We start from the raw sequence: 24,372 nt of genomic DNA, 5'->3' as shown, positions 1-24,372 counted from the left end.
CGTACTCATCCTGGCAGCGCGGCACCAACGAAAACACCAACGGGCTGATACGGCAGTACCTGCCCAAAGGGTGCGATCTCAGTGTTTACTCCGACGCCGACATCCAGGCGATTGAAGACAAGATCAACCAACGGCCACGAAAGCGTTTAGACTTCCGTACACCACAATACGTTTTCGATGCTTCCTTCAATCGTGGTGCACTTCGTAGTTGAATCCGCCCAGCTCGATATGTTCAGGTGTTTATGGATATAACAAAGCTACGCGGCCCCTTCCATACGATGGTCCGGTATGGCTTTGTGACTATGCCCTGCTCGCGGTAATAGCCAAGTAGTTCAGCCGGACTCCATCCGGGGCCTCCCGAAAAAATTGCATTCAAGGCGAGCAACCCGGTTGTCAGTTGCTTTCTGTCTGCATCGTCGTTGATGGGCCTGACCATTTGTTCATCGAGGCCAGCGAACCCAAGCGAGGTCAAGGCATGTCGAGCAAGCTTGTTGGGGCAAATTGCCCTTGCTGAGTCACCAGCGAGTTCTAGCACTACCACTTCATCGTCTGGCATTTGGTTCATCAGGGTTTCACTTTTCCAGTCAAAATGGTTTTCACCATTGTATTGTCAGTGGTAGGGATAGATCGTATAACCAGTTCGGGTCCCCCTCCGGGCAGGTGGTTGCCAGGTCCAAGAAAGTACGCGTTTCCTTCCAAGGGACTTGAGGGAGCCATATCCATGAGGTTCGTAACTTGTCTGAGCTTGAAACCGTTTTGTAGCGATCCGGGTTCAAGCCCCAATTCGCCCTCCATTTTTGATGCCTGCATGCGAGTTAGGTTGATCTCTGTTCGGCCGTTGATGTCGCCCAGTATGTCGGTAATTGCTTTTTTATCGGAGACGAACGTTCCTCCGCGACCAATGGTCGGATATTGATCCCAGGAAATTGGGCTAACGTTATAGCCTATGTTGTCTAGCAGCAGCTGATGCTGGCGGAGTCGTGCGGCGGCGATGCGCTCGCTGCGTGTGACCGCCTTCCTTGGGGTAGTCGCCACTGTTGCAGGTTTTTGCTCCGGTGTTCGATGTGAGCGGATGGCGGGTGACTCTTGATGGGGGCTGCTACCTTTTGGTGCTTCCACTCTTTCGGGTCGCAACCGCGGCTCCGCCTTAAGCCTCCCCTCATTCCTCACCATCCAGTCGGCGAACTTCGGTCCCATCCGGCTGCTGCGGACGCCTTCGGCCAGTTGGCCCATGTCGCCGCGGCCCTTGGCCAGGTAGGCGAGGATGCCCATCAGCAGGAGGACGAACATGGCGACGTGGGCGCGGGCGATTCTTTCGGCGGCGTGCTGGATCGCGAAGCGGTCGACGCGGACGGGTTGCTGCGGCAGCGGTGAGGGGGAGGCGGCGGACCAGGCCTGGCGGATGCCGTCCCAGTAGGCGCGGGCGATGTCGGGCATGTCCCGCACGATGTATTCGCTGAGCGCCCTGAGCCCCATGAAGATGAGGACCCATTCGCCCATCTGCGCGCCGGCCGCCGCGCCGATGACGACTCCCGGGGCGGCGCCGACGCCCACGCCGAACACGCCGCCGGCGATGCCGCCGATGAGTGCGCCGCCGCCGGTGCTGGTCAGCATCACGATCAGGCATTGGCGCAGCACGGCGACGATGTCGTTGACGACGGCGTTGAGGTCGAGGTGCTGGAAGTCGCGAAGGATGCGATAGACCGCCAGGCCTTCGGAAAGCGTGATGGCAACTTGCAGGGCTTCGGCCCGTGCGGAGATCAGTCTGGCTTCATTGCGGGCGCCGGATATCTGACGGCCTGCCCAGCGTTCGAGCTGGTTCCACGAGCCCTGTATCGACGTTGCCAACGTCATCGCAACTCCTTCCCTGGAGGTTTTCTTCAAAACTCAAGGCAGGTTAATCGTGGCGGGACTCGCGGGCTGTAAGGCATCGCCGGTGATGGCCGGCGATGTGCGCCACGTCACGTTGTGTGAATGGCGTGAGGCGTGGTCAGCCGGTGCTGGCCATGCTGCCCGCGCACAGCGTCGGGAAGCGTGCATGGATCGCGTGGCGGATGCCGGGCAGGTCCAGGCCAGCCATCGTCAGCACTTCCTCGCGGCTGCCGTGTTCCAGATAGACGTCTGGAAGGCCAAGGTGCAGGATCGGTCGGGCGATGCCGTGGGCGGCCAGGCATTCGGCCACGGCCGAGCCGGCGCCGCCGGCGATCGCGTTGTCTTCCAGGGTGACGAAGGCATCGTGGGTCTTCGCCAGCTCCGTGATCATCGCCTCGTCCAGCGGCTTCACGAAACGCATGTTGACCAGGGTGGCGTCAAGTTCGGCGGCGATGGTGGTGGCGGCGGGCAGCATCGCGCCGAAACTGAGCAGGGCCAGGCCGCGGCCGCGGCGACGCAGGTCGGCCTTGCCGATCGGCAAGGTGTCGAGCTGCTCGCTGATGGCGACGCCGGGGCCGGTGCCGCGCGGGTAGCGGATCGCGGCAGGGCCGGTGTACTGGAAGCCGGTGGAAAGCATCGCGCGGCATTCGTTTTCGTCGGCGGGCGCCATGATCACGAAGTTGGGCAGGCAGCGCAGGAAAGAGAGGTCGAAACTGCCCGAATGCGTCGCGCCGTCCGGGCCGACCACGCCGGCGCGGTCGATCGCGAAGGTGACATCGAGGTTCTGCAGCGCCACGTCGTGGATCGCCTGGTCGTAGGCGCGCTGCAGGAAGGTGGAATAGATCGCCACCACCGGTTTGGCTCCTTCGCAGGCCATGCCAGCGGCCAGCGTCACCGCGTGCTGCTCGGCGATCGCCACGTCGAAGTAGCGGTCCGGGTATTCCTTCGAGAAGCGCACCAGGCCGGAACCTTCGCGCATCGCCGGGGTGATCGCCAGCAGGCGCGGGTCGGCCGCGGCCTGGTCGCACAGCCAGTTGCCGAAGATGTCAGTGTAGGTGGGCTTGACCGGCGTGTTCTTCTTCACCAGGCCGGCCTGCGGGTCGAACGGACCGACCGCGTGGTATTCGATCTGCGCCTCTTCGGCGGGGGCGTAGCCCTTGCCCTTGGTGGTGATCACGTGCAGCAGCTGCGGGCCGGGCAGGTTCTTCACCGTGCGCAGCGCCTGCAGCAACTGCGGGATGTTGTGGCCGTCGATCGGGCCGGTGTAGTGGAAGCCCAGTTCCTCGAACAGGGTCGAGGGCACGAACATGCCCTTGGCGTGTTCTTCCCAGCGCTTGAAGAAGCGGCCCACGAACGACTGCCTGGGGATCGCCCGCTTCGCCCGCTCGCGCAGCTGGTTGAGGCGGCGGCTGGCCATCGCGCGCGCCATCATCTTGGTCATCGCGCCGACGTTCTCGCTGATCGACATGCCATTGTCGTTGAACACCACCAGCATGTCCGGCTCGACGTCGCCACCGTGGTTCAGCGCCTCGAAAGCCATGCCGGCGGTCATCGCGCCGTCGCCGATCACAGCCACCACCTTGCGGTGGTCACCCTGGTGCTGGGCGGCGATCGCCATGCCCAGCGCGGCCGAAATCGAAGTCGACGAGTGGCCGACGCCGAAGGTGTCGAATTCGCTTTCCTCGCGGCGCGGAAACGGCGCCAGGCCATCCTTCTTCTTGATCGTAGTGATGCGGTCGCGACGGCCGGTGAGGATCTTGTGCGGGTAGCACTGATGACCCACGTCCCACACCAGGCGATCATGCGGGGTGTCGAATTCGTGGTGCAGGGCCACGGTCAGTTCGACCACGCCCAGGCCCGCACCGAAATGGCCGCCGGAACTGGCCACCGACTCGATCAGGAACTGGCGCAGCTCGTCGGCGACGGCAGGCAGTTCGCTGTCCGGTACGCGGCGCAGATCGGCTGGCGTCTCGATGGTGGCCAGGTGGGGGTAGCGGGAAAGGTCGGTCATCCGCGTATTGTTAGACCAGCGGCGGGGCGGGGCAAGGGCGATGCCGTGAAGAATGCGGGGCGGCAGCTGCCCGAAACCTGCACATCCGGCATACGGAGGGCGTCGCATGCTGGGACAGGTTCCCTTCGGAAAGTCGCTCCATGGCCAGTCTCTCGCAGTCCTTTCGTCGTTTTGCGGAAGCCACCGCCCGCTATTCCGGCCGGCCGGCCACCTTTTTGTGCGCCGCGCTGATCGTGGTGATCTGGGCCGCCAGCGGGCCCCTGTTCGATTTTGGCGACACCTGGCAGCTGGTGATCAACACCGGCACCACGATCATCACCTTCCTGATGGTGTTCCTGATCCAGAACAGCCAGAACCGCGACAGCGCGGCGCTGCAGATCAAGCTGGACGAACTGATCCGCGCCACGGCGGCGCACAACAGCCTGCTCGACCTCGAGGAGGTCGATGAGGAAACACTGGAGCGCATTCGCGAGAACTATCGCAAGCTGGCCAATCGGCGCGAACAGCAGGCACGACGCGAAGACGCCGGCCGGCAGGCCGAAAAGCGGGATGAGGCCGGCGAGGCCTGCGAGGAGGTCAGGGAGATTGATCGGGAGCTGAAGGAAAATCGCGCCACGCGTGCCTGCGAGGGCGAGTCCAAGGGCAAGGGCAAGGGTGAAACCGCGGCGGAAGGCTAGGCGTATTCGGCGATGGCGCGCCGGTCGCGGGGCAGCCGGCTGACCAGGAACTCCATCTGGTCGGCCAGGATGTTGCGGTTGGAAAGGATCAGGTGTTCGACCCAACTGGGCCGGTACGGTACCGCCAGCAACGGCATGTTCGCCTGCTGCGGGGTGCGGTTGCTCTTCTTCAGGTTGCAGGCCAGGCAGGCGCTGACCACGTTCTCCCACTCGTCCTTGCCTTGCCGGGATATCGGCATGACGTGGTCGCGGGTGAGCTCGGCGCGGCTGAAATGCTCGCCGCAGTACAGGCAGATGTGCCGGTCGCGGGCGAACAGCGCGGTGTTGGTCAGCGCCGGGGCCGGGTCGATCGCGTGTTCGCGGCAACGGCCGGTGCTGGCGATGATCGGATGAAGCTGCAGCAGGCTTTGCGCGCCCAGCAGCCGATTGTGGCCGCCGTGCACGGTGAGGCAGGGGTCGCCAAGCGTCCAGGCCACCGCGTCGCGGACATACAGGCAAACTGCCTCCTGCCAGCTGATCCAGTCGAGGATGCGGCCGGCAGCGTCCAGCGACAATACGCGCGTCGCGTTGATATCGGCGCGACTTGGCACTTCCATCAGCATGTAAACCGTCCTTCAGCCAGGGGCGTCGAAAGATCGTTCAGGCAATGCATGCAGCCAGTCTGCGGCCAGCATAGAACAATTTCGTTGCAATTCGCATGCTTGGCCTCCGTCGGGTCTCCCCCGGGGCAGTCGCCCGGACGCCCGCGGCACTGTTATGATCGCCAGTCAACACAGACCCTACGCCGGGTTTGGTAGGGGCGCTTGGTGGTGACCCGGCACGGCGATGGGCAGAGGTGAACAACGTGGCTGAAGTTCTGTTCTACGAGAATCCGGTTCCGCTGAACCGCAATGAACACAAAGATCTGCGCATGAAGGTCGTGCCGAACGTGAAGTTCGCCATGAATGCCCATTCGGTGCCGCTGACCGGCGTGGAGTTCGGCCTTGCCGCGCGCGACATGCTGATCGTGTTTGCCGGTTCCAGCGTCGCCGACGCCGGCCCGGTTGCCCTGCTGGGCCTGCGCCAGAACGAAAACCTCTATGTCGACGCCGAGGGCCATTGGGCGCCGGACACCTACGTCCCCGCGTTCGTGCGTCGCTATCCGTTCGTGCTGGCCGAGAAGCCGGCCGGCCAGGAAGGCGACGACTTCACCGTGTTCCTCGACGAGAAGTACGAAGGCTTCAACACCACCGAAGGCGAGCGCCTGTTCAAGGAAGACGGCACCGATACGGAACTGTTGACCAATGCCGTGGGTTTCCTGGGCGACTTCCAGCAGAACGTGGCGCGCACGCGCTGGTTCATGCAGCAGCTCAACAAGCATGAGCTGCTGGAGCCGCGCAACGTGCAGCTGCAGAAGCAGGGCAAGGATGGCGCCCAGGGCAAGTCGATCAACCTCAATGGCCTGTTCGTGGTCAACGAGGAGAAATTGCGCGCGCTGGACGAGAAGACCACCCACGAGTTCCTGCGTGAAGGCGTGCTCGGCTGGATCTATGCCCACCTGCTGTCGCTGTCCAACATCGACCGTCTCGCCCATCGCCTCGACGTGCGCGAGCAGGCCGAGGAAGCCGCGGGCAAGACCACCAACTGATCGTCGCTGCAATCGGCGCTGGATCATGAAGAAGCCGCCTGCGGGCGGCTTCTTCGCATGTGCTCAGCGGACCGGCTTGGCCAGCCGCAGCAGGTCGGTGGCGTAGCCGGCCGCTTCGTAAAGGGCGCGGGCGCGTTCGTTGCCCGGAAACACCGCCAGCGTCACCAGCTGGCACTGGTGTTCGCTGGCCCAGGCCTCGGCATGCGCGAGCAACAGCCTGCCTACGCCGCGCCCCTCGTGCGAAGGCGCCACCGCAATGTCCGAGACATGGCAGTTGCTGCGTCCGGTGAAGAAATCGGTGGTGCGCTGCAGGTGGATGAAGCCGGCGCGTTCGCCATCGGTGTCCTCGGCCACGAACAGGTAGCTGTTCGGCGGCTGGTCTTCCAGATGGCGCAGCAGGTCATTGCGGATGCCCTCGATGCATTCGTGGCGGCGTCGCCACGGCGGCAGCGCGAAATCCGCGAAGCGCGGCACCTGTTCGAGGATGAAGTCATCATCCTCTTCTTCGGCCAGACGGATCATCAGGGTGGGGTCGGTCATGGGAGTCGATCGCGGCAGGACGGGCCTTGCCGTTTCTACACCCTGGATCGTCGCCGTGGTAGTCCCGCCGGGCATGGGTATATCTTGCGGGGATTGCCCGTCGTCACGGACTTCATCCGTCGATGTCGAATCCGCCACGCAGGAGCGTCATCCATGTCGACCACCCGCCGCATCCACATCCGGCCATCCGCTGATCCGGCCCTTGCGCAGGGCATGCGCGACATCCGGAACGACCTGAAACTGCCGTCGGCGTTTCCGCCGGAAGTCGAGGCGGCGGCCAACGCGGCGGCAGCGAATCCCCGCTGGCCCGAGCTCGACCGCAGCGAGATCGCCCTGGTCACCATCGACCCCGCCGGTTCGATGGACCTGGACCAGGCGATGCATGTCGAGCGCACCGAGGGCGGTTACCGCGTGCACTACGCGATTGCCGATGTTGCGGCCTTCGTTAGCGCGGGCGACCCGATCGACCTGGAGGCCCATCGTCGCGGCGAGACCCTGTACGGGGCCGAGACCAAGATTCCCCTGCACCCCAAGGTGCTGTCCGAGGATGCAGCCTCGCTGCTGCCGGATCAGTTGCGCCCCGCGCTGTTGTGGACGATCGAGCTGGATCGCACCGGCGAAGGCATCGCCGTCGACGTGCGTCGCGCGAAGGTGCGCAGTCGGGCCAGGCTCGACTACGAAGGAGTGCAGCGACAGATCGACGCCGGCAAGGCCGATCCGATGTGGGCAGTGCTGCGCGAGATCGGCGAGTTGCGTCGACAGCGCGAGGTGTCGCGAGGCGGCGTGAGCCTGCCGCTGCCGGAACAGGAAGTCAGCGTGGAAGACGGGCAGTGGAAGCTGGCTTTCCGCGGTCGCCTGGCGGTGGAGGACTGGAACGAGCAGATCTCGCTGTTGACCGGCATGGCGGCGGCCTACCTGATGGTGCAGGCCAAGGTGGGCATCCTGCGGACGCTGCCGCCGCCCGATCCGCACGCGATCGCGCGGCTGCGCATCACGGCGCGGGCGCTGGCCATCGACTGGCCCGACGCGCTGGACTACCCCGGCTTCATCCGCTCGCTCGATCCATCCAGCGACGTGCACGTGGCGATGCTCACCGCCTGCACCAGCGTGCTGCGCGGCGCCGGCTACGCGGCGTTCGACGGCACCCTGCCCGAACAATCGATGCACTCGGCGCTGGCCGCGCAGTATGCCCACGCCACCGCGCCGCTGCGGCGGCTGGTCGACCGCTACAGCGGCGAGATCTGCGTGGCGCTGTGCGCGAAGCAGCCGGTGCCGGCATGGGTGCTGGCCGCGTTGCCGGATCTGCCGGCCACGATGCAGGCCTCCGGCCATCGCGCCGGCCAGTACGAAAGCGCCGTGCTCAACCTGGCCGAAGCCGTGGTGCTGGCGCCGCGGGTGGGCGAGGTGTTCCCCGGTGCGATCGTCGAAGTGGCCCGCGACGATCCACGCAAGGGCACGGTGATCGTGCGCGAGCCGGCGGTCGAGGCCGGTGTGTCCGGCAGCGTCGCCCTGCCGCTGGGAGCTGACGTCCGCGTGAGCCTGGTCGAGGCCGACCCGGTCCGGCGGGTGACGCGCTTCGCGCTGGGCAGCTGAGCAAGGCTCCGGGGTCGATCACGGCGCGCGTTCGCGGATGGCCCGCGAGAAGTCGTCCGTCGCCCGCGTGCGTCTTGCCCGTTCGGTGATCCGGCTGCGTTCGCGCAGGACGTCCACCGGCACGCTGCGATCCACCGCGCCCACCGCGTGCAGGTATTCCGGCAGGTAGCCGGTGAACAGCAGGCGGATGTCCCACGGCAGGCGCGGCTCGATCTGGCGGGCCATGTGGTAGACGATCGTGGTGCAGTTGGAGGTGAGCGTGTTGTAGAACGCCGGCGTCGTCGCCAGCCGGTTGGCGGCATGCACGTAGGACAGGAACAGCTCACGCATCGCGGGCTTGTCCATGCGCAGCGGGTACAGGTAGTCGTCCTCGCCGCGCACGTTGGTGCGCACACGGATGATGTCGTGTTCGTCGGCCGCTACCAGGGTGGTCTCGAACTGCTTGAAGAAGCCGCCGATTGCCGAATACTGCTCGCCCCGTTCGCGGCGGATCTCCACCGAGAACACCACGTGGCGACCGTCGTCGAAGCCGAACGAGATCATCGCGTGGGCGATCGCCTGGCTGCCCCAGTAGGACAGCACGGCGTCGGCGGTGACAAGGTGGTCGAGGTCGTAGCGACGGGTTTCCCAATGCGCGTCGTAGTCGGTGTCGGCGCGCCAGGCGAAGTCGCGCACGTTGTCCAGCACGACCTGGTGGCCCTCGATGCGGCCCGTGAGCGGGCGCGAGACATCGTCGGCCCAGTCGCGCAGGTTGGAGGGTGCGATGCTGCTCCACCAGAGCAGCAGCAACGCGTACAGCACCAGGTAGATTCCCGGCGGAAGCCAGCTGCGGCGGCTGATCGCGACGCCTGCCAGCACGATCACCACCAGCGACCAGGTCACGCTGCCGAGGAGCTTCACCACGGTGCCGCCCGGCAGCTGGTACCACAGCGCCAGCGCGCCCCACGCGCCCGAACCCAGGCTGGCCAGGGCGAGCAGGCCGAACAGCAGCATCCGCGCGATCATCCTGATTCTCTGCTTCATCACGTCTCGGGCCAGGGCAGGATTCGCCAGCGCGAACGGCATGCAGCGACCGTAGCCACCCGGACTGGCGAAGAAGGAACGCCGTAGGGCCTGCCTTCTTCGCCGACCCCGGGAGAACTGCGGCGCGCCGAACCTGAATTGAATGTCCGGATGCGCAGCCTGCCCGTGTCAGCCGCCCACCACCGGCAGCGCGATGAAGCTCGCCTGCGCCGGGGCGTGGTAGATGCGCTGGGTGGCTTTCACGTAATCCGCCGGCCTGGCCAGCAGGATGTTCGGCACGAAGGTCTGCGGGTTGCGGTCGTACAGCGGGAACCAGCTCGATTGCACCTGCACCATGATGCGGTGGCCGGGCAGGAACACGTGGTTGGCCGAAGGCAGGGCGAAGCGGTAGGACAGCGGCTGGTTGGCGGCGAGCGGCTTCGCCTCGGTGAAGCCTTCACGGTAGCGGCCGCGGAAGATGTCCATCGCCACGGCGAGCTGGTAGCCGCCCATCTCCGGTTCGTAGGCCACCTGGTCGGGGTAGACGTCGATCAGCTTGACCACCCAGTCGCTGTCGGTGCCGCTGGTCGAGGCGACCAGGTTCACCTCGGGCGCGCCGCTGATGGTCAGCGGCGCGGTGAGTACGTCGCTGACGTAACTGAGCACGTCGGTGCGGCCGGACGCCTCGCGCTGGTCGTCGACCAGCCACTGCGGCCAGGTGAAGGTGCCGTAGCCGATCGGCTGGATCGGACGGGCGCGGAACGGCACCGGGTGCGCGGGATCGGATACGTATTCGTCGTAGGCGGCGCCGGCGGCGGGCGCGTTGAAGCGGAGCTTGCTGCCGGGTTCCAGGTACAGCGGACGGCTTTTCGTGGGGCAGCCGTCGGCGCACGCGAGCGGCCAGCGATCCAGTCGCTGCCACTGGTTGCTGCCGGTCTGGTACGCGGTGACGGCGGCGGTGTCGGCCTTCGGCGCGCCGTCCTTGAGGTATTGCGCCAGGTACGGGCGCAGGATCTTCTCGCGGAAATACTTCGCGGTGTCACTGCCGAAGCGGATCGCGCCCAGCGAGCTGCCTTCCCCGATTTCCTGCCCATGATTCCACGGGCCCATCACCAGCTTGACCATGGTGCCGCTGGTGTCCTTCGGCTTGATCGCGCGGTACACGGCTTGTGCACCGTAGATGTCTTCCTGGTCCCACAGGCTGTGCACCAGCATCACCGGCACCTTCAGCGGCTGCGCGGCGAGCAGCTTGTCGACTGCCTGGTCGCTCCAGAAGCGGTCGTAGGCCGGGTGTGCCAGCAGCTTGTTCCAGAAGCCGAGCTGGCGCATCCCGTAGGCATCGGCCAGCGCGCCGGCGGAGCCGTAATGCATGAACAGGTCGTACTCGTCGTGGTAGTTCGTCCACCACTTGATCGAGTTGTCGCGGCTGCCGACCTGCTCGTAGATGTAGGCCAGGTTCTGCTGGCGGAACGCGCCGTTGTGGAACCAGTCGTCACCCATCCAGCCGTCGACCATCGGGTTCATCGGCACCGACACCTTCAGCGCCGGGTGCGGATTGAACAGCGCCATCAGGGGCTCGAAGCCGTCGTAGGAAATGCCCAGCGTGCCTACCTTGCCGTTCGACTCGGGAATGTTCTTCACCAGCCAGTCGATGGTGTCGTACGTGTCGGTGGCGTCGTCGACCGGGGTGGGATTCTGCGGGCCGTGCAGCGGCCGGTTCATCACGTAGTCGCCTTCGGAGCCGTACTTGCCCCGCACGTCCTGCACCACGCGGATGTAGCCGTCCTCGACGATGATGTCGGCCACGTTGTCGTAGCCCTGCAGGGCCGGCCCGAGGTGGCCGCTCATGCTGAGGTTGGTCAGCGCGTTCGCGTCGTACGGGGTGCGGGTCAGCAGGATGCCGGCGTGAGTGGCGCCCTTGGGCACCAGGATCACGGTATGCAGCCTGACCCCGTCGCGCATCGGCACCATCACCTCGCGCCGCTCGTAGTCGAAGCTGGCGGTGGCCGGCACGAACTTCGCCGGGGTCTCGCTGGGGTAGTTCGGGTATTTCGCTTGCGCCGTATCGGTGGCCTGCAGCAGGCCAGTCGCGGTGAGCAGCAGGGCGAAAAGGGCGGGCCGAATGCCCGCAGCGAAACGACTCGACGTCATGATGATTCCCCCGGGGTCAACTCCCGCCAGAGTAAACCCGTGGCCGCCACAGCGCGACCGCAAAGTTGGCAAGACTGTTGCTTCAGTCCAGGCATGAGTGACCATGCCTACGACATCAGCTACCTGCTGGACAGCGACGCGGCCACGGCCGAGGTGCCGGTATTGCGCGTGGCCAAGGTGCCGCCCAAGCCTGCGCGGAGCCCATCGCACATCGCCGCGGCCCAGGCAGCGCTGGCGCTGGAGCTGCTGCAGGCCGCCGAGGCCCACGAGGACTGGATCAGGCAGTACGTGCGCATGTACGGCGTCGCGGGCGACGGCGTCTGATCCCGTCGGCCTGATTCCGTCAGCCTGATTCCATTCGCCTGATTCCGTCCGCCTGGTCACGTCAGCCCGATCGCTTCAGCCCGATCCCGTCAGCCTTGCGCAGCAGAAGCTGACCCGGATGGGCACATCCGGTCACTTCTGAGAAGTCGGCCCCGGACAGACAAAAGCCCGGGATCGCCCCGGGCCTTGTCGTTGAACTGCCTGCGCCGGCTCAGGCGATCGCGGGCAGTGTGTCCACGCCGGCTTCGATCGCCGCCTTGTGCATCAGCGTGCGCGGCAGGATGCGGGCGAAGTAGAACGCGGCGGTGTCGCGCTTGGCCTGCTTGAACGCGGCCGACTGGTTGCCCGCCTCGGCGGCCGCCACGCTGCGCGCCCACAAGTAGGCCAGGGTGACGTAGCCGGAGTAGTACAGGTAGTCGGTCGCCGCGGCGCCGAGTTCCTCCGGGTTGGCCGCCACGCGCTGGGCCAGGCTCACGGTGAGGTCGCTCCATTCCTTCGTGGCGACAGCCAGCGGGCCGATCAGGTTGCGCAGCGCGGCATCGGCACTGTGTTGCTGGCAGAACGCGCTGATCTCCTGCAGGAAATGCTTCGCGCCCACGCCCTGCAGCTGGAGGATCTTGCGGCCGAGCAGGTCGGCGGCCTGGATGCCGGTGGTGCCTTCGTACAAGGTGATGATGCGGGCGTCGCGGACGAACTGCTCCATGCCATTCTCGGCGATGTAGCCGTGGCCACCGTAGATCTGCAGCGCTTCCTTGGTGCACTCCTGCGCCAGCTCGGTGGTCATGCCCTTGGCGATCGGGATCAGGAAGGCGACCAGCTCACCGGCCTTCTGCCGCGCCGCTTCGTCGGTGGCGCGATGTTCGATGTCGGTCTGCAACGCGGTGTACAGCACCAGCGCGCGCGAGCCTTCGACGAAGGCGCGCTGGGTCAGCAGCATGCGGCGCACGTCCGGCTGCACCAGCAGGTTGTCGGCCGGCTTGTCGGGGAACTTCGCACCCGACAGCGAGCGCGACTGCAGGCGTTCGCGGGCATAGTTGAGGCTGTTCTGCAGCGCTCGCTCGGCCAATGCCAGGCCCTGCACGCCGACGGAAAGACGCGCCGCATTCATCATGGTGAACATCGCGGCCAGGCCCTTGTGCGGCTTGCCGATCAGGTAGCCCTCGGCGCCGTCGAAGTTCATCACGCAGGTGGAGCAGGCGTGGATGCCCATCTTGTGCTCGATCGCACCGGCGGCCACGGTGTTGCGCTCGCCCGGCGTGCCGTCCGCGTTGAGCTTGAACTTCGGCACGATGAACATCGAGATGCCGCGGCTGCCTTCCGGTGCGTCGGGCAGGCGCGCCAGCACCAGGTGCACGATGTTCTCGGTGAGGTCGTGCTCGCCGGCGCTGATGAAGATCTTGGTGCCGCTGATCCTGTACACGGCATGGCCGTCCGCGTCCGCCGCGGCGGGCTCTGCCCGGGTCTTCAGCAGGCCGAGGTCGGAGCCGGCCTGCGGCTCGGTGAGGCACATGGTGCCGGTCCAGCGGCCTTCGACGATCGGCTTCATGAAGCGCTCGCGCTGCCATTCCTCGCCGTGCATTTCCATCGCGTGGGTGGCGCCCTCGGACAGCAGCGGATACAGGCTCCAGGCCAGGTTGCCGGACTGGAAGATCTCGGTGGTCGCCGTGCCCAGCACGCCGGGCAGGGCCTGGCCGCCGTAGGTCTCCGGATTGGTCAGGCCGGTCCAGCCGCCTTCGGCGAACGCCTTGAACGCTTCCTTGAACGACTTCGGCGTGGTCACCGTCTGGGTGGCCTTGTCGTAATGGCAGCCCTCGGCGTCTGCCGGACCATTCGTCGGCGCCAGCAGCTGTTCGCTGAGCCGGCCGGCTTCCTCCAGCACCGCGTCGAACAGGTCGCGGGTGTGGGCTTCGCCGCCCTGCAGCGAGGTCAGGGTCGACTCGGCGCCCAGTACATCAAACAGGGCGAAGCGCAGGTCGTCGAGGGGAGCCTTGTAAGCGGTCATGGTGGTTCCTTCGTTGAATGGGGTGATCAGCGATACGTGTTGGCGATGCCCGGCACCGCCGAAATCCAGTCGCTGCCGTTGAAGTCGAACGAGCGCGGCTTGTCTTCCTGCTCGGGTTTGGCGTTGGTGCTGCCGCTGACGCGATAGGCCAGCGAACCGGCGCTGCCCTTGCCGGCAATGGCTGCAAGCGCCTGGCTCATCGCGCTGGTGGGCAGCACGTCGATGCGGACCACGTCGCCGGCCAGCTCGGGGATGTCGAGGTCGAAATTCGCATGCAGGCGCACCGGCACCAGTTCGGCGATCTGCAGCTGGCCGTCGATCGAGCTGAACTTCATGCCGGCGTAGCTGTTGTTCTGGATGCGCACGGTCAGCTGCCACTGGCCGCTGGGCAGCACCACCAGTTGCTGGATGTTCACGGTGGGCGGGAACACGCTCTTCCTGGCCGGGCCGCAGGCAGCCAGGCCCAGCAGCAGGACGGGGATGATCCAGCGCAACAGACGCATTGCCGTTCTCCAAACGATCGTTTGAAAGTCGATTCTAACCGCGTTTGGGGGGCAACTGGCCAGTGGCGGCGTCGAACATCGTCATCGCCTCGCCGCGGCTTCCCGCGAAAGCCCGTCCCGCCCGCCCGGTTTCGCGCTCATCCGCAAACAGGCATCATCGACGACTTGTCTCCAGCGCTGGGGTTGCACCGCATGTCACGACGTTTTATCGCGCGCCGCTCGCCGATCCACGGCAATGGCGTGTTCGCCACCGCTCCGATCGGCAAGGGTGAGGAAATCATCGAGTACAAGGGCCGCCTGATCAGCCACGACGAGGCGGACGATCTGTATGGCGACGGCGGCGAGACCGGCCATACCTTCTTGTTCACGCTCAACGACGACTACATCATCGACGCCAACCAGCAGGGCAACAGCGCGCGCTGGATCAACCACAGCTGTGCGCCGAACTGCCGCGCGCTGGTCGAGGAAAGCGCCAGCGGCGACCCGCGCCGCGACAAGGTGGTGATCGAGGCGATCCGCAACATCAAGCCGGGCGAGGAACTCACCTACGACTACGGCATCGTGCTCGACGTGCCGCACACCGCGCGCCTGAAAAAACTCTGGAAGTGCCTGTGCGGTTCGCCGAAGTGCACCGGCACGCTGCTCAAGCCGAAGCGGTAGGCAAGCGCGGAAACCGCCTTTTATACTCCATGGAAGTTGCCCGCCATGGGGGAGGGCAACATGGACAAGCAGCAAGGGGAAGGACTCGATGGAAAACAATCCGTACGCCGCACCGGCGGCCGTGGTCGACGATGCGAGCGCGTGGGACGCCTATGACCTGGAGAACCGCAAGGCCGGGCGTGGCAAGCGTCTGGGTGCTGCCTTGCTGGATGGCGTGGTCAGCCTGATCTGGCTGGCGCCGGTGATCTGGGCCGGCTACATGGCACTGGACGTCAGGAAGGGAATCAAGCCCGCCGGGCCGATGGTCGCCCTGATGCTGCTGGGCCTGGCCCTGATGATCACCATCATCGTGGTGAATTGCCTGATGCTGCACCGGAGCGGCCAGACCATTGGCAAGCGCGCGGTGGACATCGCGGTGGTGCGCACCGATGGCAGCCCGATCGGCCTGGGGCGCTACATTTTCCTGCGGGTGGTGCCGGTGCTGATCCTGGGCATGATTCCGTTCGTCGGGAAGGCGGTCAACCTGATCGATCCGCTGCTGATCTTCGGCAAGGAAAAGCGCTGCCTGCACGACCTGATTGCCGACACCATCGTCGTCGACGCTTGATGATTGATACCGTCCGCGAGATCGAGACGCCGGAAGGCGTCTCGTTGCGCCTGCGTGCGGCCGGCGCGCTGCCCCGCGCGCAGGCGTGGATGGTCGACCTGCTGCTGCGCTTCGCGATCTTCTTCGTGGCGTTGATCCCGCTGGCGGCCTTCGGCAAGGGCGGCAACGGGCTGGCGATGCTGGTGATGTTCGCGTTGCTGTGGGGCTACTCGGTGGTGTGCGAGGTGTGGCTGGGCGGGCAGACGTTCGGCAAGCGCGCACTGGGCCTGCGCGTGGTCAATGCCGACGGCACGCCGGTGACCTGGCTGCCGTCGGTGGTGCGCAACCTGCTGCGGGTGGTGGATGCACTGCCGGGCGTCTACGGCGTGGGCCTGGCCTGCACCCTGATCGATCCGCACGCGCGGCGCCTCGGCGACATCGTGGCCGGTACCATGGTGATCCACGTCGCGGATCTTCCTGCCGGCCAGGAGATTCCCGCGCTGACCGCCGTGCCGCTGCCGCTGGTGCTGGCCAGCGACGAGCAGGCCGCGCTGGTCGAATTCGCCGAGCGCGCCGGCCAGCTCACCGTGCAGCGCCAGGAAGAACTGGCCAACCTGCTGACGCCGCTGACCGGGCAGCGCGACACCGGGGCGATCCGCCAGCTGGTGGCGCACGCCAACTGGCTGCTGGGGCGGACATGAAACAGGAACGCTTCGTCGCCCTGCACAGCCGCGAGTGGGACCACCTGCAGTCGTGGCTGAATGCGCTGGACCGGCAGGCGAAACGCACCCTGCGGCAGGAGCAGGCGCTGGATTTTCCCGCGTCGTATCGACGCATCTGCCATCACCTGGCGCTGGCCCGCGGTCGCGGCTACAGCCACGAAGTCACCGAGCGCCTGCAGCGCATCGTGCAGCAGGGGCATCGCGTGCTGTACCAGCCGCCGGCGCCGCGCTGGCATCGCGTGATCGCGTTCCTGGTCGCCGGCTTCCCGCGGCTGGTGCGGGCGCAGTGGCGCTGCATGCTGGCGGCGGCGGTGCTGTTCTACGTGCCGGCGCTGGTCACCCTCGTACTGATGCAGCTGCGCCCTGAGCTGGCGCACACGGTCTTCAGCAGCGCGCAACTGGCGCAGTTCGAGAAGATGTACGACCCCGCCAACGCGCAGATCGGCCGCAGCAGCGGCACCGACCTGCACATGTTCGGCTTCTACGTGATGAACAACGTCAGCATCGCGTTTCGCTCGTTCGCCTCGGGCCTGGTCTTCGGCGTCGGCGCGATCTACGTGCTGGGCGCCAACGGCCTGCTGATCGGAGGCGTCGCCGGGCACCTCACCGCGATCGGTTATGGCGGTCCGTTCTGGCGTTTTGTCGCTGCCCATTCCGCCTTCGAGCTGACCGCGCTGGTGATCGCCGGCGGTGCGGGCCTGCGGCTGGGGTTGACCCTGCTGTCACCGGGTCGCCAGCGCCGCGGACCGGCCCTGGTCGCGGCCGGCTGGATCGGGGCGCAGCTGGCCCTGGGCGCCTTTGCGATGCTGGTGGTGGCGGCCTTCGTCGAGGCGTACTGGTCGTCGATCGCCAGCCTGTCCGATGCGGTGAAGTTCGGCAGCGCCGCCGTGCTGTGGGTGCTGGTGCTTGGCTGGTTGTGGCGTGGCGGCAGGGCGGGCAGGCATGGAGCTTGAACGGATCAGCGTGGTGCTGCGCCCGCGCGTGACGCGCGAGGCGGTCGATCTTGGCGCCGCCATGCTGCGCGCCAACGCGCGCGCGGTGTGGTCGGCGTGGTTCGCCTTCACCCTGCCGGCGTTCGTGCTGTGCAATGCGCTGGGCCTGCTGCTCGACCTGCCGTGGCTGGGCTGGGTGCTGGTGTGGTGGCTGAAGCCGCTGTTCGACCGGGTGCCGCTGTACGTGCTGTCGCGCGCGGTGTTCGATCGCGCGCCGGGCTGGCGCGAAACCCTGCGCGGCCAGCGCCAGTGGAGCTGGCGCAGCACGCTGGCCGGGCTGACCTGGTTGCGCATCGACAGCAGTCGCGCCCTGCGCCTGCCGCTGGATCTGCTCGAAGGCGCTACGCGGCAGCAGCGTTCGGCGCGCTGGAAGGTGCTGCGCAAGCGCATCCTGGGCGACGTCAGCCTGCTGACCTATGGCTGCCTGCAGTTCGAGCTGGTGCTGTTCCTCAGCTTCTGGCTGTTCGCGTGGCTGCTGATTCCCGACGAATGGCGACCGGAGTCGCTGGGCGAGTTGTTCCGCGGCGGAACGCAGGGCGTCTCGACCATCTGGATCGTGCTGGGCGCGGGCGTGGCCTACCTGGCGATGAGCGCGATCGAGCCGCTGTACGTCGCCTGCGGATTCGCGCTGTATCTCAATCGCCGCACGCAACTGGAGGCGTGGGACATCGACCTGGCGTTCCGCCGCATGCGCACGCGCATCGAGGCGCTGGGCAAGGTGCTGGGCGTGCTGCTGTGCCTGGGCATGCTGCCTTCGCTGCATGCCCAGGCGAGCCCGCGTGCACAGGCAAGCGTCGGTGCGCCGGAAAAACCCATCGCCACCAGCATCGAGAAGGTGTTCGGCACACTGCCGGCCAGCGACGGAAAGCGCTTCGCCGAAGCGGCTGCGCAGGTGTATCGCGACCCGCGCTTCGGTGGCGAACGCGCGACGCGCGGCTGGCGGCTCAAGCATCCGTGGCAGGCGGAACGCCAGCAACAGGAGATGCCGTTCCCCGCGTTGGGCCGGTGGCTGTCGGCGATCTTCAAGGGCCTGCTGTGGCTGCTGCTGGGCGCTGCGCTGGTGACGCTGGGCTGGTTTGCCTGGCGCTGGCGTGGCCGCTGGCAGGCCGAGCCGGAGGAGCCGGTGGCGATGAGCTCGTCCAGCCTTTTGCCCGGCGAGGCAGCCGAGCTGCCGCTGCCCGACGACCTCGCCGCGGCCACCCGCGCGCTGTGGCAGGCGCAGCGCAGGCGCGAGGCGCTGGCCCTGCTTTATCGCGGCTGCGTGGAACACACCGCGCAGCTGCTGCAACTGCCACCGTCGAAGGATGCGACCGAGTCGGACTGGCTGCATCGCGCCGGCGCGATCGAGGATGTCGCGCGTGCCCAGCGGGTGGTGGCGATCGTGCGCACCTGGCAGTTCGCTGCCTACGCCGGCCGCTATCCGGATGACGCCGCCATCGAGCAACTGCTGACGGGCTGGCCCGCGCAGGCGGGAGCACCGGCATGAACCGCCGGACGCTGACCCTCGTCCTGGTCCTGCTTGGCGCCGTGCTGCTGTTGCTGGCCGGCTTCTTCGCCACGTTCGAACGCCGGGACGTCACCGAAACCACGCCCGCGCATGGCGAGGCCCGCTACAACCGCTTCTTCGCCCTGCAGGAAACCCTGCGGCGGCTGGAGCTGCCTGCGCGCTCGCTGACCACGCTGGACCCGAAGCATCTCTCCTTGCAGTCCGGCGACACCTTGCTGCTGGGCGACGACGCCAGCCGGGTCGATGTCGCCGATGCGGCGCGCATCGCCGCGTGGGTGCGCGGCGGCGGCCACCTGCTGCTGTCGCCGGGGGCGGCGACCGGCGCGCGCACGCCGATGTTCGACGCGCTGGGCCTGCTCGATCCGCATCCGGGCGACTATGCCTGCAGCGCTTTCGAGGATGCGCAAACCGGCAAGGACGACGACAAGCTGCGCCTGTGCGGCGCGCGCTTCCTGCTGGCCGGCGCCGCCACCACCGCGGTCGAGGCTTCCATCGGCGATGCGCAAGGCGGCTACCTGTTCGCGCGCACCCGGCTGGGCAAGGGCAGGGTGAGCCTGCTGGCCAGCTTCGCCCCGATCTCGCGCGACCAGCTCAAGCGGGCGGTGGCGCAACAGTTCGCCTGGGGCCTGCTGGAACCGAATCGCGGGCACGGCACGCTCTACATCGTGTACGCGCTGGATGGTCCGTCGTTCCTGACATTCCTGTGGCTCAGGGGCTGGCCCGCGCTGCTGGCGCTGGCCCTGCTGCTCGGCGCGTGGATGGCGATGCGCAGCGCGCGGCTGGGTCCGCTGATGCCCGCGCCGGCGCTGCATCGGCGTGCGCTGCTCGAACACGTGCACGCCGCCGGCGAGTTCGTCTATCGCCGCGACGGCGGCCGCAGCCTGCACCGGCTGGCCAGCGACACCGTGCTGGCGCGCCTGCGCCGACGCGACCCGGCCTGCGCCATGCTCAACGGCGATGCGCTGTACGCCCGCCTGGCCGAGCGCAGCGCGCTCGACGCCGCGCAGATCGCGCAAGCCTTCCAGTCACCCGCGAACGCCCAGGCGTTCCGCGCTTCCATCATCACCCTGGCCCGACTCAGGAGCCGCCCATGACTACCGAAACCCTCGCCACCCCGGTCACGCCGCCGGCCCCGTTGTCGATCGCCGAACTGGGCGAGCAGACGCGCGCCCTGCGCGGCCAGGTCACCCGCGCCTTCATCGGCCAGGGCGACGTGTTCGACCAGGTGCTGCTGGCCCTGCTGGCCAGCGGCCACGTGCTGATCGAAGGCGTGCCGGGCCTGGGCAAGACCTTGCTGGTGCGTGCACTGGCCGCGTCGGTCGGCTGCACCTTCGGCCGCGTGCAGTTCACCCCCGACCTGATGCCGGCCGACGTCACCGGCCATGCGATCTACGATCCCAAGGCCGAGCGTTTCCAGATCCGCCGCGGCCCGGTGTTCGCCAACCTGCTGCTGGCCGACGAGATCAACCGCGCGCCGGCGAAGACCCAGGCCGCCCTGCTCGAATCGATGCAGGAAGGCCAGGTCACCATCGAAGGCCGCCGCTTCGCGCTGCCCGAGCCGTTCATGGTGGTGGCCACGCAAAATCCGATCGAGCAGGAAGGCACCTATCCCTTGCCCGAGGCACAGCTGGATCGCTTCCTGATCAAGGTGGTCATCGGCTATCCCGGCCTGGAAGACGAGCGACGCATGGTGGCCAGCGTGGTCAACGGCAAGATTGCCGCCGACCTCGACGTGTCGCAGGTGCGCCCGGTGCTGAGCCAGGCCCAGTTGATGGCGGTGCAGAAAGCGGTGGCGGCGATCCGCATGGACGAGGCGGTCACCGACTACGCCGTGCGCATCGCCCGCACCACGCGCGAGTGGCCGGGCGTGATCGGCGGCGCCGGTCCGCGCGGCGGGCTGGCGCTGGCGCGACTGGCACGCGCCCACGCCGCGGTCGACTGTCGTGATTTCGTCACGCCCGACGATGTGCGCGCGGTGGCATTGCCGGCGCTGCGTCATCGCCTGGTGCTGGCGCCGGAGGCGCTGATCGAGCGGCAGCGGCCCGACGACGTGCTCGCCGCGCTGCTGCACAAGGTGCCCGCGCCCCGCCAATGATGCGTCCTGCTCCGCTACTGCTGTGGTTGCTGCTGGGCTGGACCGTGCTCGGCGTGCTGGCCAGCCTCGGCTGGCTGCCGCTGTCCGCGTGGCTGGCCGCTGCCGTCGTGATCGCGCTGTTCGCCCTGGTCGACGTCCTGCGCCTGCGCCGGATGCCCTCGCCCGAAATGCAGCGCGACGTGGTGCCGGTGATGCCGCTGGGTCCGCCGGCCACGGTCAGCCTGCGCCTGCGCGGCGGCACGCGCCGGACGCAGGCCTTGCGCCTGCACGACCTGCATCCGGGCGGCTGGGTGGTCCATGGCATGCCGCGCGACGTGCGCCTGCCGCCGGGGCGGGACCTGCTGCTCGACTACAGCGTCATCCCCGATGCGCGGGGCCAGTTCGTCTTCGACGGCTGCCAGGTGCAACTGCGCTCGCCCTGGCGTGCATGGACCGCGCGCCGCGTGATCGGTGCGTCGTCGACCGTGCGCGTCTATCCGAACTTCGCTTCGCTGGCCGAGCTGGCGGGACTCAGCGTGGAGCTGGCCTCGCGCAGCGTGGGCGCGCGGCTGCAGCGGCGTCGCGGCGAAGGCACCGAATTCCAGGAACTGCGCGACTACCGCGTCGGTGACAGCCTGCGCAAGATCGACTGGAAGGCGACTGCACGCAGCAGCCGGCTGATCTCGCGCGAGTATCGCGACGAGCGCAACCAGCAGGTGGTGCTGATGCTGGACTGCGGCCGCCGCATGCTGGCGCAGGACGACCAGCTGGTCCATTTCGATCACGTGCTGAACGCATCGCTGGCGCTGGCCAGCATCGCGCTGCGCCAGGGCGACGCGGTCGGCATGCTGGCCTGCACCGGTCAGCAGCAACGCTGGCTGCCGCCGCAGCAGGGCAGCCTGGGCATGGACATGCTGCTCGGCGCCGGCTACGACTTGCAGGCGCGGCCCGAAGCCACCGACTACCTGGCCGCGGCCAGTGCGCTGCAGGCGCACCAGCGCCGCCGCGCCCTGGTCGTGCTGATCACCAACGTGCGCGATGAGGACGACGTGGAACTGCGCGCCGCGGTCGGCATGCTGTCCAAGCGCCACCTGGTGATGCTGGTCAGCCTGCGCGAACTGGCGCTGGACCGCGCGGCCAGCGAGCCAGGCGAAGAACTCGAAGACAGCATCCGCAGCGCCGCGGCGATGCACTACCTGGCCGAACGCGACCGCGTGCACGAGTCCCTGCGCCGCGAAGGCATCAACACCCTCGACGTCAGCTGCAGCGAACTGTCCGGCGCGCTGATCGAGCGATACCTGGCGTTGAAGCGGAGCAGTCGGCTTTGAGTGGTGTGGCGGGCGCGCTTCCGTGCAGGGCCACGCCTTCGTCAGGCAATATGGGAAAACCGGGCCTGCCCTTGAGATGCGCTGACCTGTGGCGGCCAGACACGCCTTCCGTGATGGCATCGATCACAAGCGGGCCAAAACCGTTTAATTACCTCCGTCCCTGAGGTTTCCCCACGAATCTTCTCGCTCAATCAACATGTTGCGTGCTGACTGAGGGAACAGTGCGCGCATGATGCGGTCATTCCTCACGGGTTACGAAGCCAGAGGAGACCACACCATGCGCGCGACCAAAGTATTGCAAAAGTGCTTGGGTGATGCACTGCAGCCGATGCATGCGCTACGCCGATGCGTGTTGTTGCGGGCTGTGGAAGCGTTGATCCAAGGCCGTCGTTTGACGCTGATCGATGTCGCCCGCGCATGGCCGGGTGCGGAGCGCATTCGCGCTCCGCTGAAAGCGCTGGATCGATTGCTCGGCAACCCGCATCTGCATGCGGAGCGCGAACATCTGCATGCAGCCATGGCGCGCTGGCTCCTGCGCGGCCCGCATCCGGTGATCGTGTTGGATTGGTGCGATCTCAAGGCGAATCGAAACTGGCATCTGCTGCGAGCGGCCGTACCGGTGGGCGGTCGCACGCTGACGATTCTGGACATGGTCTTTCCTGATGGACAACAAGGTTCACCGGCCGCGGAGAAGCAGTTCCTGCAGCACTTGGCAACGCTGATTCCTGGAGACGTGAAGCCGATCCTGGTGACCGATGCCGGCTTTCGTGCCCCATGGTTCCGCGCCGTCGAAGCCATGGGCTGGTACTGGCTTGGCCGCCTGCGCCATCGCACGCTGGTCAAGCCGGTCGATGCAGCGGATACGCCGGATGCGTGGGTTCCGTGCCGGGCACTCTATGAGCTAGCGGTTGCCGCACCGCGCGACTTGGGGCTGATGGATACAGTGCGCGCAAAGCCGTGGCGTTGCCGTGTGGTGGTGCATGCCAAGCCACCGCAGGGACGCAAACAACGCAATCGTCAGGGCGCGCCCTCACGCACCAAGAAGAGCAAACAAAACGCGGCACGTGAGCGGGAGCCATGGCTCCTCGTCGCCTCACCGACACTGAATCACTTGAGCGCCCGACAAATGGTCGCGCTGTACGCGCGACGCATGCAGATCGAACTATCTTTTCGGGATCTCAAATCCCACCGCTGCGGTCATGCCTTTGAAGACAGCTTGACTCGCAAGGGCAAGCGCATCGAAGTGCTGCTGTTACTCCACACGATGGCAGCCTTCGCCAGCTGGCTGGTCGGCATGGCCTGCGAAACCGCAGGCATCGATCAATGGCTGGCACCGTTCAGATCCAAGCGACGGCTGTACTCGATCATGCGGCTGGGCCGTGAGGCGCTGCTGCGACGATGGTCAAATGCCAGGCTCGAAGAACTCATGGAGCAAATACGAAAGCCATCTCCAGCACTGCTCGATCAGATGGCCGTGGCTGCATGAAAACGTGGGGAAACCTCAGCCTCCGTCCCCTTTGCTGGGGCAAGTTCAATCCGCAACCTTAGGCTTGAACGTCATGCGGACTCTTGCATTAGTGATAGTCGTTATCTGCGCAGCCTTTGCTTGGCGCTGGCATCAGGCTGAGCAAAGCTCAGAGCTCAGCCAGAAGCCGGACATTTCACGTCTTCAAAGGATTGAGTTCGCGCAGCGTGGCAAGAACTTGGACAAGCCTGTTATTTTCGACAAGGAGGGTGGAATCTGTTCTGTGGGCATCCTTGCCACTGACCAACGAACGAGGGCGTGGATTCTACTTTTTTCACCTACAACCACAAAAGCGTTCCGTATTGTGTCTAAACCATATCTAGTTACGCAGCAACAGGTGGAGCAGATCAAAAAGCAATGCAAAGTAAGTCAGGAGGCGACGCGGGAGCTGCTGACGCATATGGACCAAGCGGGTTTGTAAAACTCATGTCGTCCGCGTTTTAAAGGGGCTGTCTGAAGGGACGGAGATAATTAGATCCCGATCCTTGTGATCTTTCCCGCCCGCACAGGCTCAGCGCTCCACCTGTTCCGCCGCGCCCGGCGGTTTCGGCGTGCCGATCCAGCGCCGCGTGCCGAGTTGCTGGTCGATGCTGTTGGCCAGTTGTTCGATGCGCGGGCGTACCGCTTCGGCGACCGGAATTTAAAGGGACGGAGGTAATTCTACTGTGTCATTAAA

The 24,372-nt window shown here is 66.5% G+C and carries 22 protein-coding genes and 2 pseudogenes; 15 read left to right on the top strand and 9 right to left on the bottom strand.

Going from position 1 to position 24,372, the window contains the following annotated elements; all coding sequences use genetic code 11:
* A pseudogene (locus UU7_RS18890) lies at window positions 1-212 on the top strand (IS30 family transposase); the annotation flags it as partial.
* A gap of 20 nt (window positions 213-232) precedes the next feature.
* Here UU7_RS18890 and UU7_RS18135 read toward each other — a convergent pair.
* The 3 genes from UU7_RS18135 to dxs form a co-directional block, all read right to left on the bottom strand.
* Window positions 233-565, bottom strand: a complete 333-nt coding sequence (locus UU7_RS18135; RefSeq protein ID WP_157581760.1) for a hypothetical protein — start codon at window positions 563-565, stop codon at window positions 233-235.
* Window positions 565-1,854, bottom strand: a complete 1,290-nt coding sequence (locus tag UU7_RS18130) for a DUF6861 domain-containing protein (protein ID WP_007804164.1) — start codon at window positions 1,852-1,854, stop codon at window positions 565-567. The genes UU7_RS18135 and UU7_RS18130 overlap by 1 nt, the downstream gene beginning before the upstream one ends.
* A 136-nt stretch (window positions 1,855-1,990) precedes the next feature.
* Window positions 1,991-3,883: a 1-deoxy-D-xylulose-5-phosphate synthase gene (dxs, locus tag UU7_RS00110; protein ID WP_007804163.1), complete on the bottom strand. Its 1,893-nt coding sequence runs from the start codon at window positions 3,881-3,883 to the stop codon at window positions 1,991-1,993.
* 140 nt (window positions 3,884-4,023) lie between these two features.
* Here dxs and UU7_RS00105 point away from each other — a divergent pair.
* A pseudogene (locus UU7_RS00105) lies at window positions 4,024-4,363 on the top strand (low affinity iron permease family protein); the annotation flags it as partial.
* A gap of 193 nt (window positions 4,364-4,556) precedes the next feature.
* On the opposite strand, the gene UU7_RS00100 reads toward UU7_RS00105, so the two are convergent.
* Complete coding sequence (locus UU7_RS00100; RefSeq protein WP_007804159.1) at window positions 4,557-5,162, bottom strand: HNH endonuclease; 606 nt, start codon at window positions 5,160-5,162, stop codon at window positions 4,557-4,559.
* Between the two features lie 242 nt (window positions 5,163-5,404).
* Here UU7_RS00100 and UU7_RS00095 point away from each other — a divergent pair, with 242 nt between their 5' ends.
* Window positions 5,405-6,187, top strand: a complete 783-nt coding sequence (locus UU7_RS00095) for a SapC family protein (protein ID WP_040672604.1) — start codon at window positions 5,405-5,407, stop codon at window positions 6,185-6,187.
* 63 nt (window positions 6,188-6,250) lie between these two features.
* On the opposite strand, the gene UU7_RS00090 is transcribed toward UU7_RS00095, so the two are convergent.
* Window positions 6,251-6,727, bottom strand: a complete 477-nt coding sequence (locus UU7_RS00090; RefSeq protein WP_007804155.1) for a GNAT family N-acetyltransferase — start codon at window positions 6,725-6,727, stop codon at window positions 6,251-6,253.
* A gap of 153 nt (window positions 6,728-6,880) precedes the next feature.
* On the opposite strand from UU7_RS00090, the gene UU7_RS00085 reads away from it, so the two are divergent.
* Window positions 6,881-8,320, top strand: coding sequence for an RNB domain-containing ribonuclease (locus tag UU7_RS00085; RefSeq protein WP_007804154.1), 1,440 nt, complete (start codon window positions 6,881-6,883; stop codon window positions 8,318-8,320).
* A gap of 18 nt (window positions 8,321-8,338) precedes the next feature.
* Here UU7_RS00085 and UU7_RS00080 read toward each other — a convergent pair whose 3' ends face one another.
* On the bottom strand, window positions 8,339-9,343 hold the full coding sequence (locus UU7_RS00080; protein ID WP_238530864.1) for an Lnb N-terminal periplasmic domain-containing protein: 1,005 nt from the start codon (window positions 9,341-9,343) through the stop codon (window positions 8,339-8,341).
* A gap of 168 nt (window positions 9,344-9,511) precedes the next feature.
* On the bottom strand, window positions 9,512-11,473 hold the full coding sequence (locus UU7_RS00075; protein WP_007804150.1) for a CocE/NonD family hydrolase: 1,962 nt from the start codon (window positions 11,471-11,473) through the stop codon (window positions 9,512-9,514).
* Between the two features lie 93 nt (window positions 11,474-11,566).
* On the opposite strand from UU7_RS00075, the gene UU7_RS00070 reads away from it, so the two are divergent.
* Window positions 11,567-11,797, top strand: coding sequence for a hypothetical protein (locus tag UU7_RS00070; RefSeq protein WP_007804148.1), 231 nt, complete (start codon window positions 11,567-11,569; stop codon window positions 11,795-11,797).
* A gap of 211 nt (window positions 11,798-12,008) precedes the next feature.
* Here UU7_RS00070 and UU7_RS00065 read toward each other — a convergent pair whose 3' ends face one another.
* Window positions 12,009-13,799: an acyl-CoA dehydrogenase C-terminal domain-containing protein gene (locus tag UU7_RS00065; protein ID WP_007804146.1), complete on the bottom strand. Its 1,791-nt coding sequence runs from the start codon at window positions 13,797-13,799 to the stop codon at window positions 12,009-12,011.
* 26 nt (window positions 13,800-13,825) lie between these two features.
* The gene (locus tag UU7_RS00060; protein WP_007804144.1) at window positions 13,826-14,302 is read right to left on the bottom strand and encodes a hypothetical protein; all 477 of its coding nucleotides are present in this window, start codon (window positions 14,300-14,302) and stop codon (window positions 13,826-13,828) included.
* A gap of 192 nt (window positions 14,303-14,494) precedes the next feature.
* On the opposite strand from UU7_RS00060, the gene UU7_RS00055 reads away from it, so the two are divergent.
* The 10 genes from UU7_RS00055 (at window position 14,495) to UU7_RS00010 (ending at window position 24,117) form a co-directional block, all read left to right on the top strand.
* A complete protein-coding gene (locus UU7_RS00055) occupies window positions 14,495-14,962 on the top strand; it encodes an SET domain-containing protein (protein WP_007804142.1) in 468 nt (155 codons plus the stop codon).
* A gap of 88 nt (window positions 14,963-15,050) precedes the next feature.
* Entirely contained in the window at window positions 15,051-15,569 is a 519-nt protein-coding gene (locus UU7_RS00050) for an RDD family protein (protein WP_007804140.1), read from the top strand.
* Window positions 15,569-16,249, top strand: coding sequence for an RDD family protein (locus UU7_RS00045; protein WP_007804138.1), 681 nt, complete (start codon window positions 15,569-15,571; stop codon window positions 16,247-16,249). The genes UU7_RS00050 and UU7_RS00045 overlap by 1 nt, the downstream gene beginning before the upstream one ends.
* Complete coding sequence (locus UU7_RS00040; protein WP_007804137.1) at window positions 16,246-17,223, top strand: stage II sporulation protein M; 978 nt, start codon at window positions 16,246-16,248, stop codon at window positions 17,221-17,223. Before UU7_RS00045 ends, UU7_RS00040 begins: the two co-directional genes overlap by 4 nt.
* A complete protein-coding gene (locus UU7_RS00035; protein ID WP_007804135.1) occupies window positions 17,213-18,748 on the top strand; it encodes a hypothetical protein in 1,536 nt (511 codons plus the stop codon). Before UU7_RS00040 ends, UU7_RS00035 begins: the two co-directional genes overlap by 11 nt.
* Window positions 18,745-19,863 (top strand): type 1 glutamine amidotransferase family protein, encoded by a 1,119-nt coding sequence (locus UU7_RS00030; RefSeq protein WP_007804133.1) that lies wholly within the window; start codon window positions 18,745-18,747, stop codon window positions 19,861-19,863. Before UU7_RS00035 ends, UU7_RS00030 begins: the two co-directional genes overlap by 4 nt.
* The gene (locus UU7_RS00025) at window positions 19,860-20,864 is read left to right on the top strand and encodes an AAA family ATPase (RefSeq protein ID WP_007804131.1); all 1,005 of its coding nucleotides are present in this window, start codon (window positions 19,860-19,862) and stop codon (window positions 20,862-20,864) included. Before UU7_RS00030 ends, UU7_RS00025 begins: the two co-directional genes overlap by 4 nt.
* Window positions 20,864-22,171 carry a DUF58 domain-containing protein gene (locus tag UU7_RS00020; RefSeq protein ID WP_007804129.1) on the top strand — a complete coding sequence of 436 codons (1,308 nt, stop codon included), beginning with the start codon at window positions 20,864-20,866 and terminating at the stop codon, window positions 22,169-22,171. Before UU7_RS00025 ends, UU7_RS00020 begins: the two co-directional genes overlap by 1 nt.
* Before the next feature lie 277 nt (window positions 22,172-22,448).
* Window positions 22,449-23,657 (top strand): IS4 family transposase, encoded by a 1,209-nt coding sequence (locus tag UU7_RS00015; protein ID WP_007804127.1) that lies wholly within the window; start codon window positions 22,449-22,451, stop codon window positions 23,655-23,657.
* 64 nt (window positions 23,658-23,721) lie between these two features.
* Window positions 23,722-24,117, top strand: coding sequence for a hypothetical protein (locus UU7_RS00010; protein ID WP_157581758.1), 396 nt, complete (start codon window positions 23,722-23,724; stop codon window positions 24,115-24,117).
* Window positions 24,118-24,372 lie beyond the last annotated feature (255 nt).

The organism is Rhodanobacter spathiphylli B39 (genome assembly GCF_000264295.1).
In the GTDB taxonomy this organism is placed as follows: domain Bacteria; phylum Pseudomonadota; class Gammaproteobacteria; order Xanthomonadales; family Rhodanobacteraceae; genus Rhodanobacter; species Rhodanobacter spathiphylli.
The sequence above is the reverse complement of the archived record's forward strand: the minus strand, read 5'-3'. Positions and strand labels throughout refer to the sequence as shown.

Excerpts from the sequence above, each read along its gene's own strand:
- UU7_RS18135 (WP_157581760.1), bottom strand. The coding sequence starts at position 565 with ATGAACCAAATGCCAGACGATGAAGTGGTAGTGCTAGAACTCGCTGGT.
- UU7_RS18130 (WP_007804164.1), bottom strand. The coding sequence starts at position 1,854 with ATGACGTTGGCAACGTCGATACAGGGCTCGTGGAACCAGCTCGAACGC.
- dxs (WP_007804163.1), bottom strand. The coding sequence starts at position 3,883 with ATGACCGACCTTTCCCGCTACCCCCACCTGGCCACCATCGAGACGCCA.
- UU7_RS00100 (WP_007804159.1), bottom strand. The coding sequence starts at position 5,162 with ATGCTGATGGAAGTGCCAAGTCGCGCCGATATCAACGCGACGCGCGTA.
- UU7_RS00090 (WP_007804155.1), bottom strand. The coding sequence starts at position 6,727 with ATGACCGACCCCACCCTGATGATCCGTCTGGCCGAAGAAGAGGATGAT.
- UU7_RS00085 (WP_007804154.1), top strand. The coding sequence starts at position 6,881 with ATGTCGACCACCCGCCGCATCCACATCCGGCCATCCGCTGATCCGGCC.
- UU7_RS00080 (WP_238530864.1), bottom strand. The coding sequence starts at position 9,343 with ATGAAGCAGAGAATCAGGATGATCGCGCGGATGCTGCTGTTCGGCCTG.
- UU7_RS00075 (WP_007804150.1), bottom strand. The coding sequence starts at position 11,473 with ATGACGTCGAGTCGTTTCGCTGCGGGCATTCGGCCCGCCCTTTTCGCC.
- UU7_RS00070 (WP_007804148.1), top strand. The coding sequence starts at position 11,567 with ATGAGTGACCATGCCTACGACATCAGCTACCTGCTGGACAGCGACGCG.
- UU7_RS00065 (WP_007804146.1), bottom strand. The coding sequence starts at position 13,799 with ATGACCGCTTACAAGGCTCCCCTCGACGACCTGCGCTTCGCCCTGTTT.
- UU7_RS00060 (WP_007804144.1), bottom strand. The coding sequence starts at position 14,302 with ATGCGTCTGTTGCGCTGGATCATCCCCGTCCTGCTGCTGGGCCTGGCT.
- UU7_RS00055 (WP_007804142.1), top strand. The coding sequence starts at position 14,495 with ATGTCACGACGTTTTATCGCGCGCCGCTCGCCGATCCACGGCAATGGC.
- UU7_RS00050 (WP_007804140.1), top strand. The coding sequence starts at position 15,051 with ATGGAAAACAATCCGTACGCCGCACCGGCGGCCGTGGTCGACGATGCG.
- UU7_RS00045 (WP_007804138.1), top strand. The coding sequence starts at position 15,569 with ATGATTGATACCGTCCGCGAGATCGAGACGCCGGAAGGCGTCTCGTTG.
- UU7_RS00040 (WP_007804137.1), top strand. The coding sequence starts at position 16,246 with ATGAAACAGGAACGCTTCGTCGCCCTGCACAGCCGCGAGTGGGACCAC.
- UU7_RS00035 (WP_007804135.1), top strand. The coding sequence starts at position 17,213 with ATGGAGCTTGAACGGATCAGCGTGGTGCTGCGCCCGCGCGTGACGCGC.
- UU7_RS00030 (WP_007804133.1), top strand. The coding sequence starts at position 18,745 with ATGAACCGCCGGACGCTGACCCTCGTCCTGGTCCTGCTTGGCGCCGTG.
- UU7_RS00025 (WP_007804131.1), top strand. The coding sequence starts at position 19,860 with ATGACTACCGAAACCCTCGCCACCCCGGTCACGCCGCCGGCCCCGTTG.
- UU7_RS00020 (WP_007804129.1), top strand. The coding sequence starts at position 20,864 with ATGCGTCCTGCTCCGCTACTGCTGTGGTTGCTGCTGGGCTGGACCGTG.
- UU7_RS00015 (WP_007804127.1), top strand. The coding sequence starts at position 22,449 with ATGCGCGCGACCAAAGTATTGCAAAAGTGCTTGGGTGATGCACTGCAG.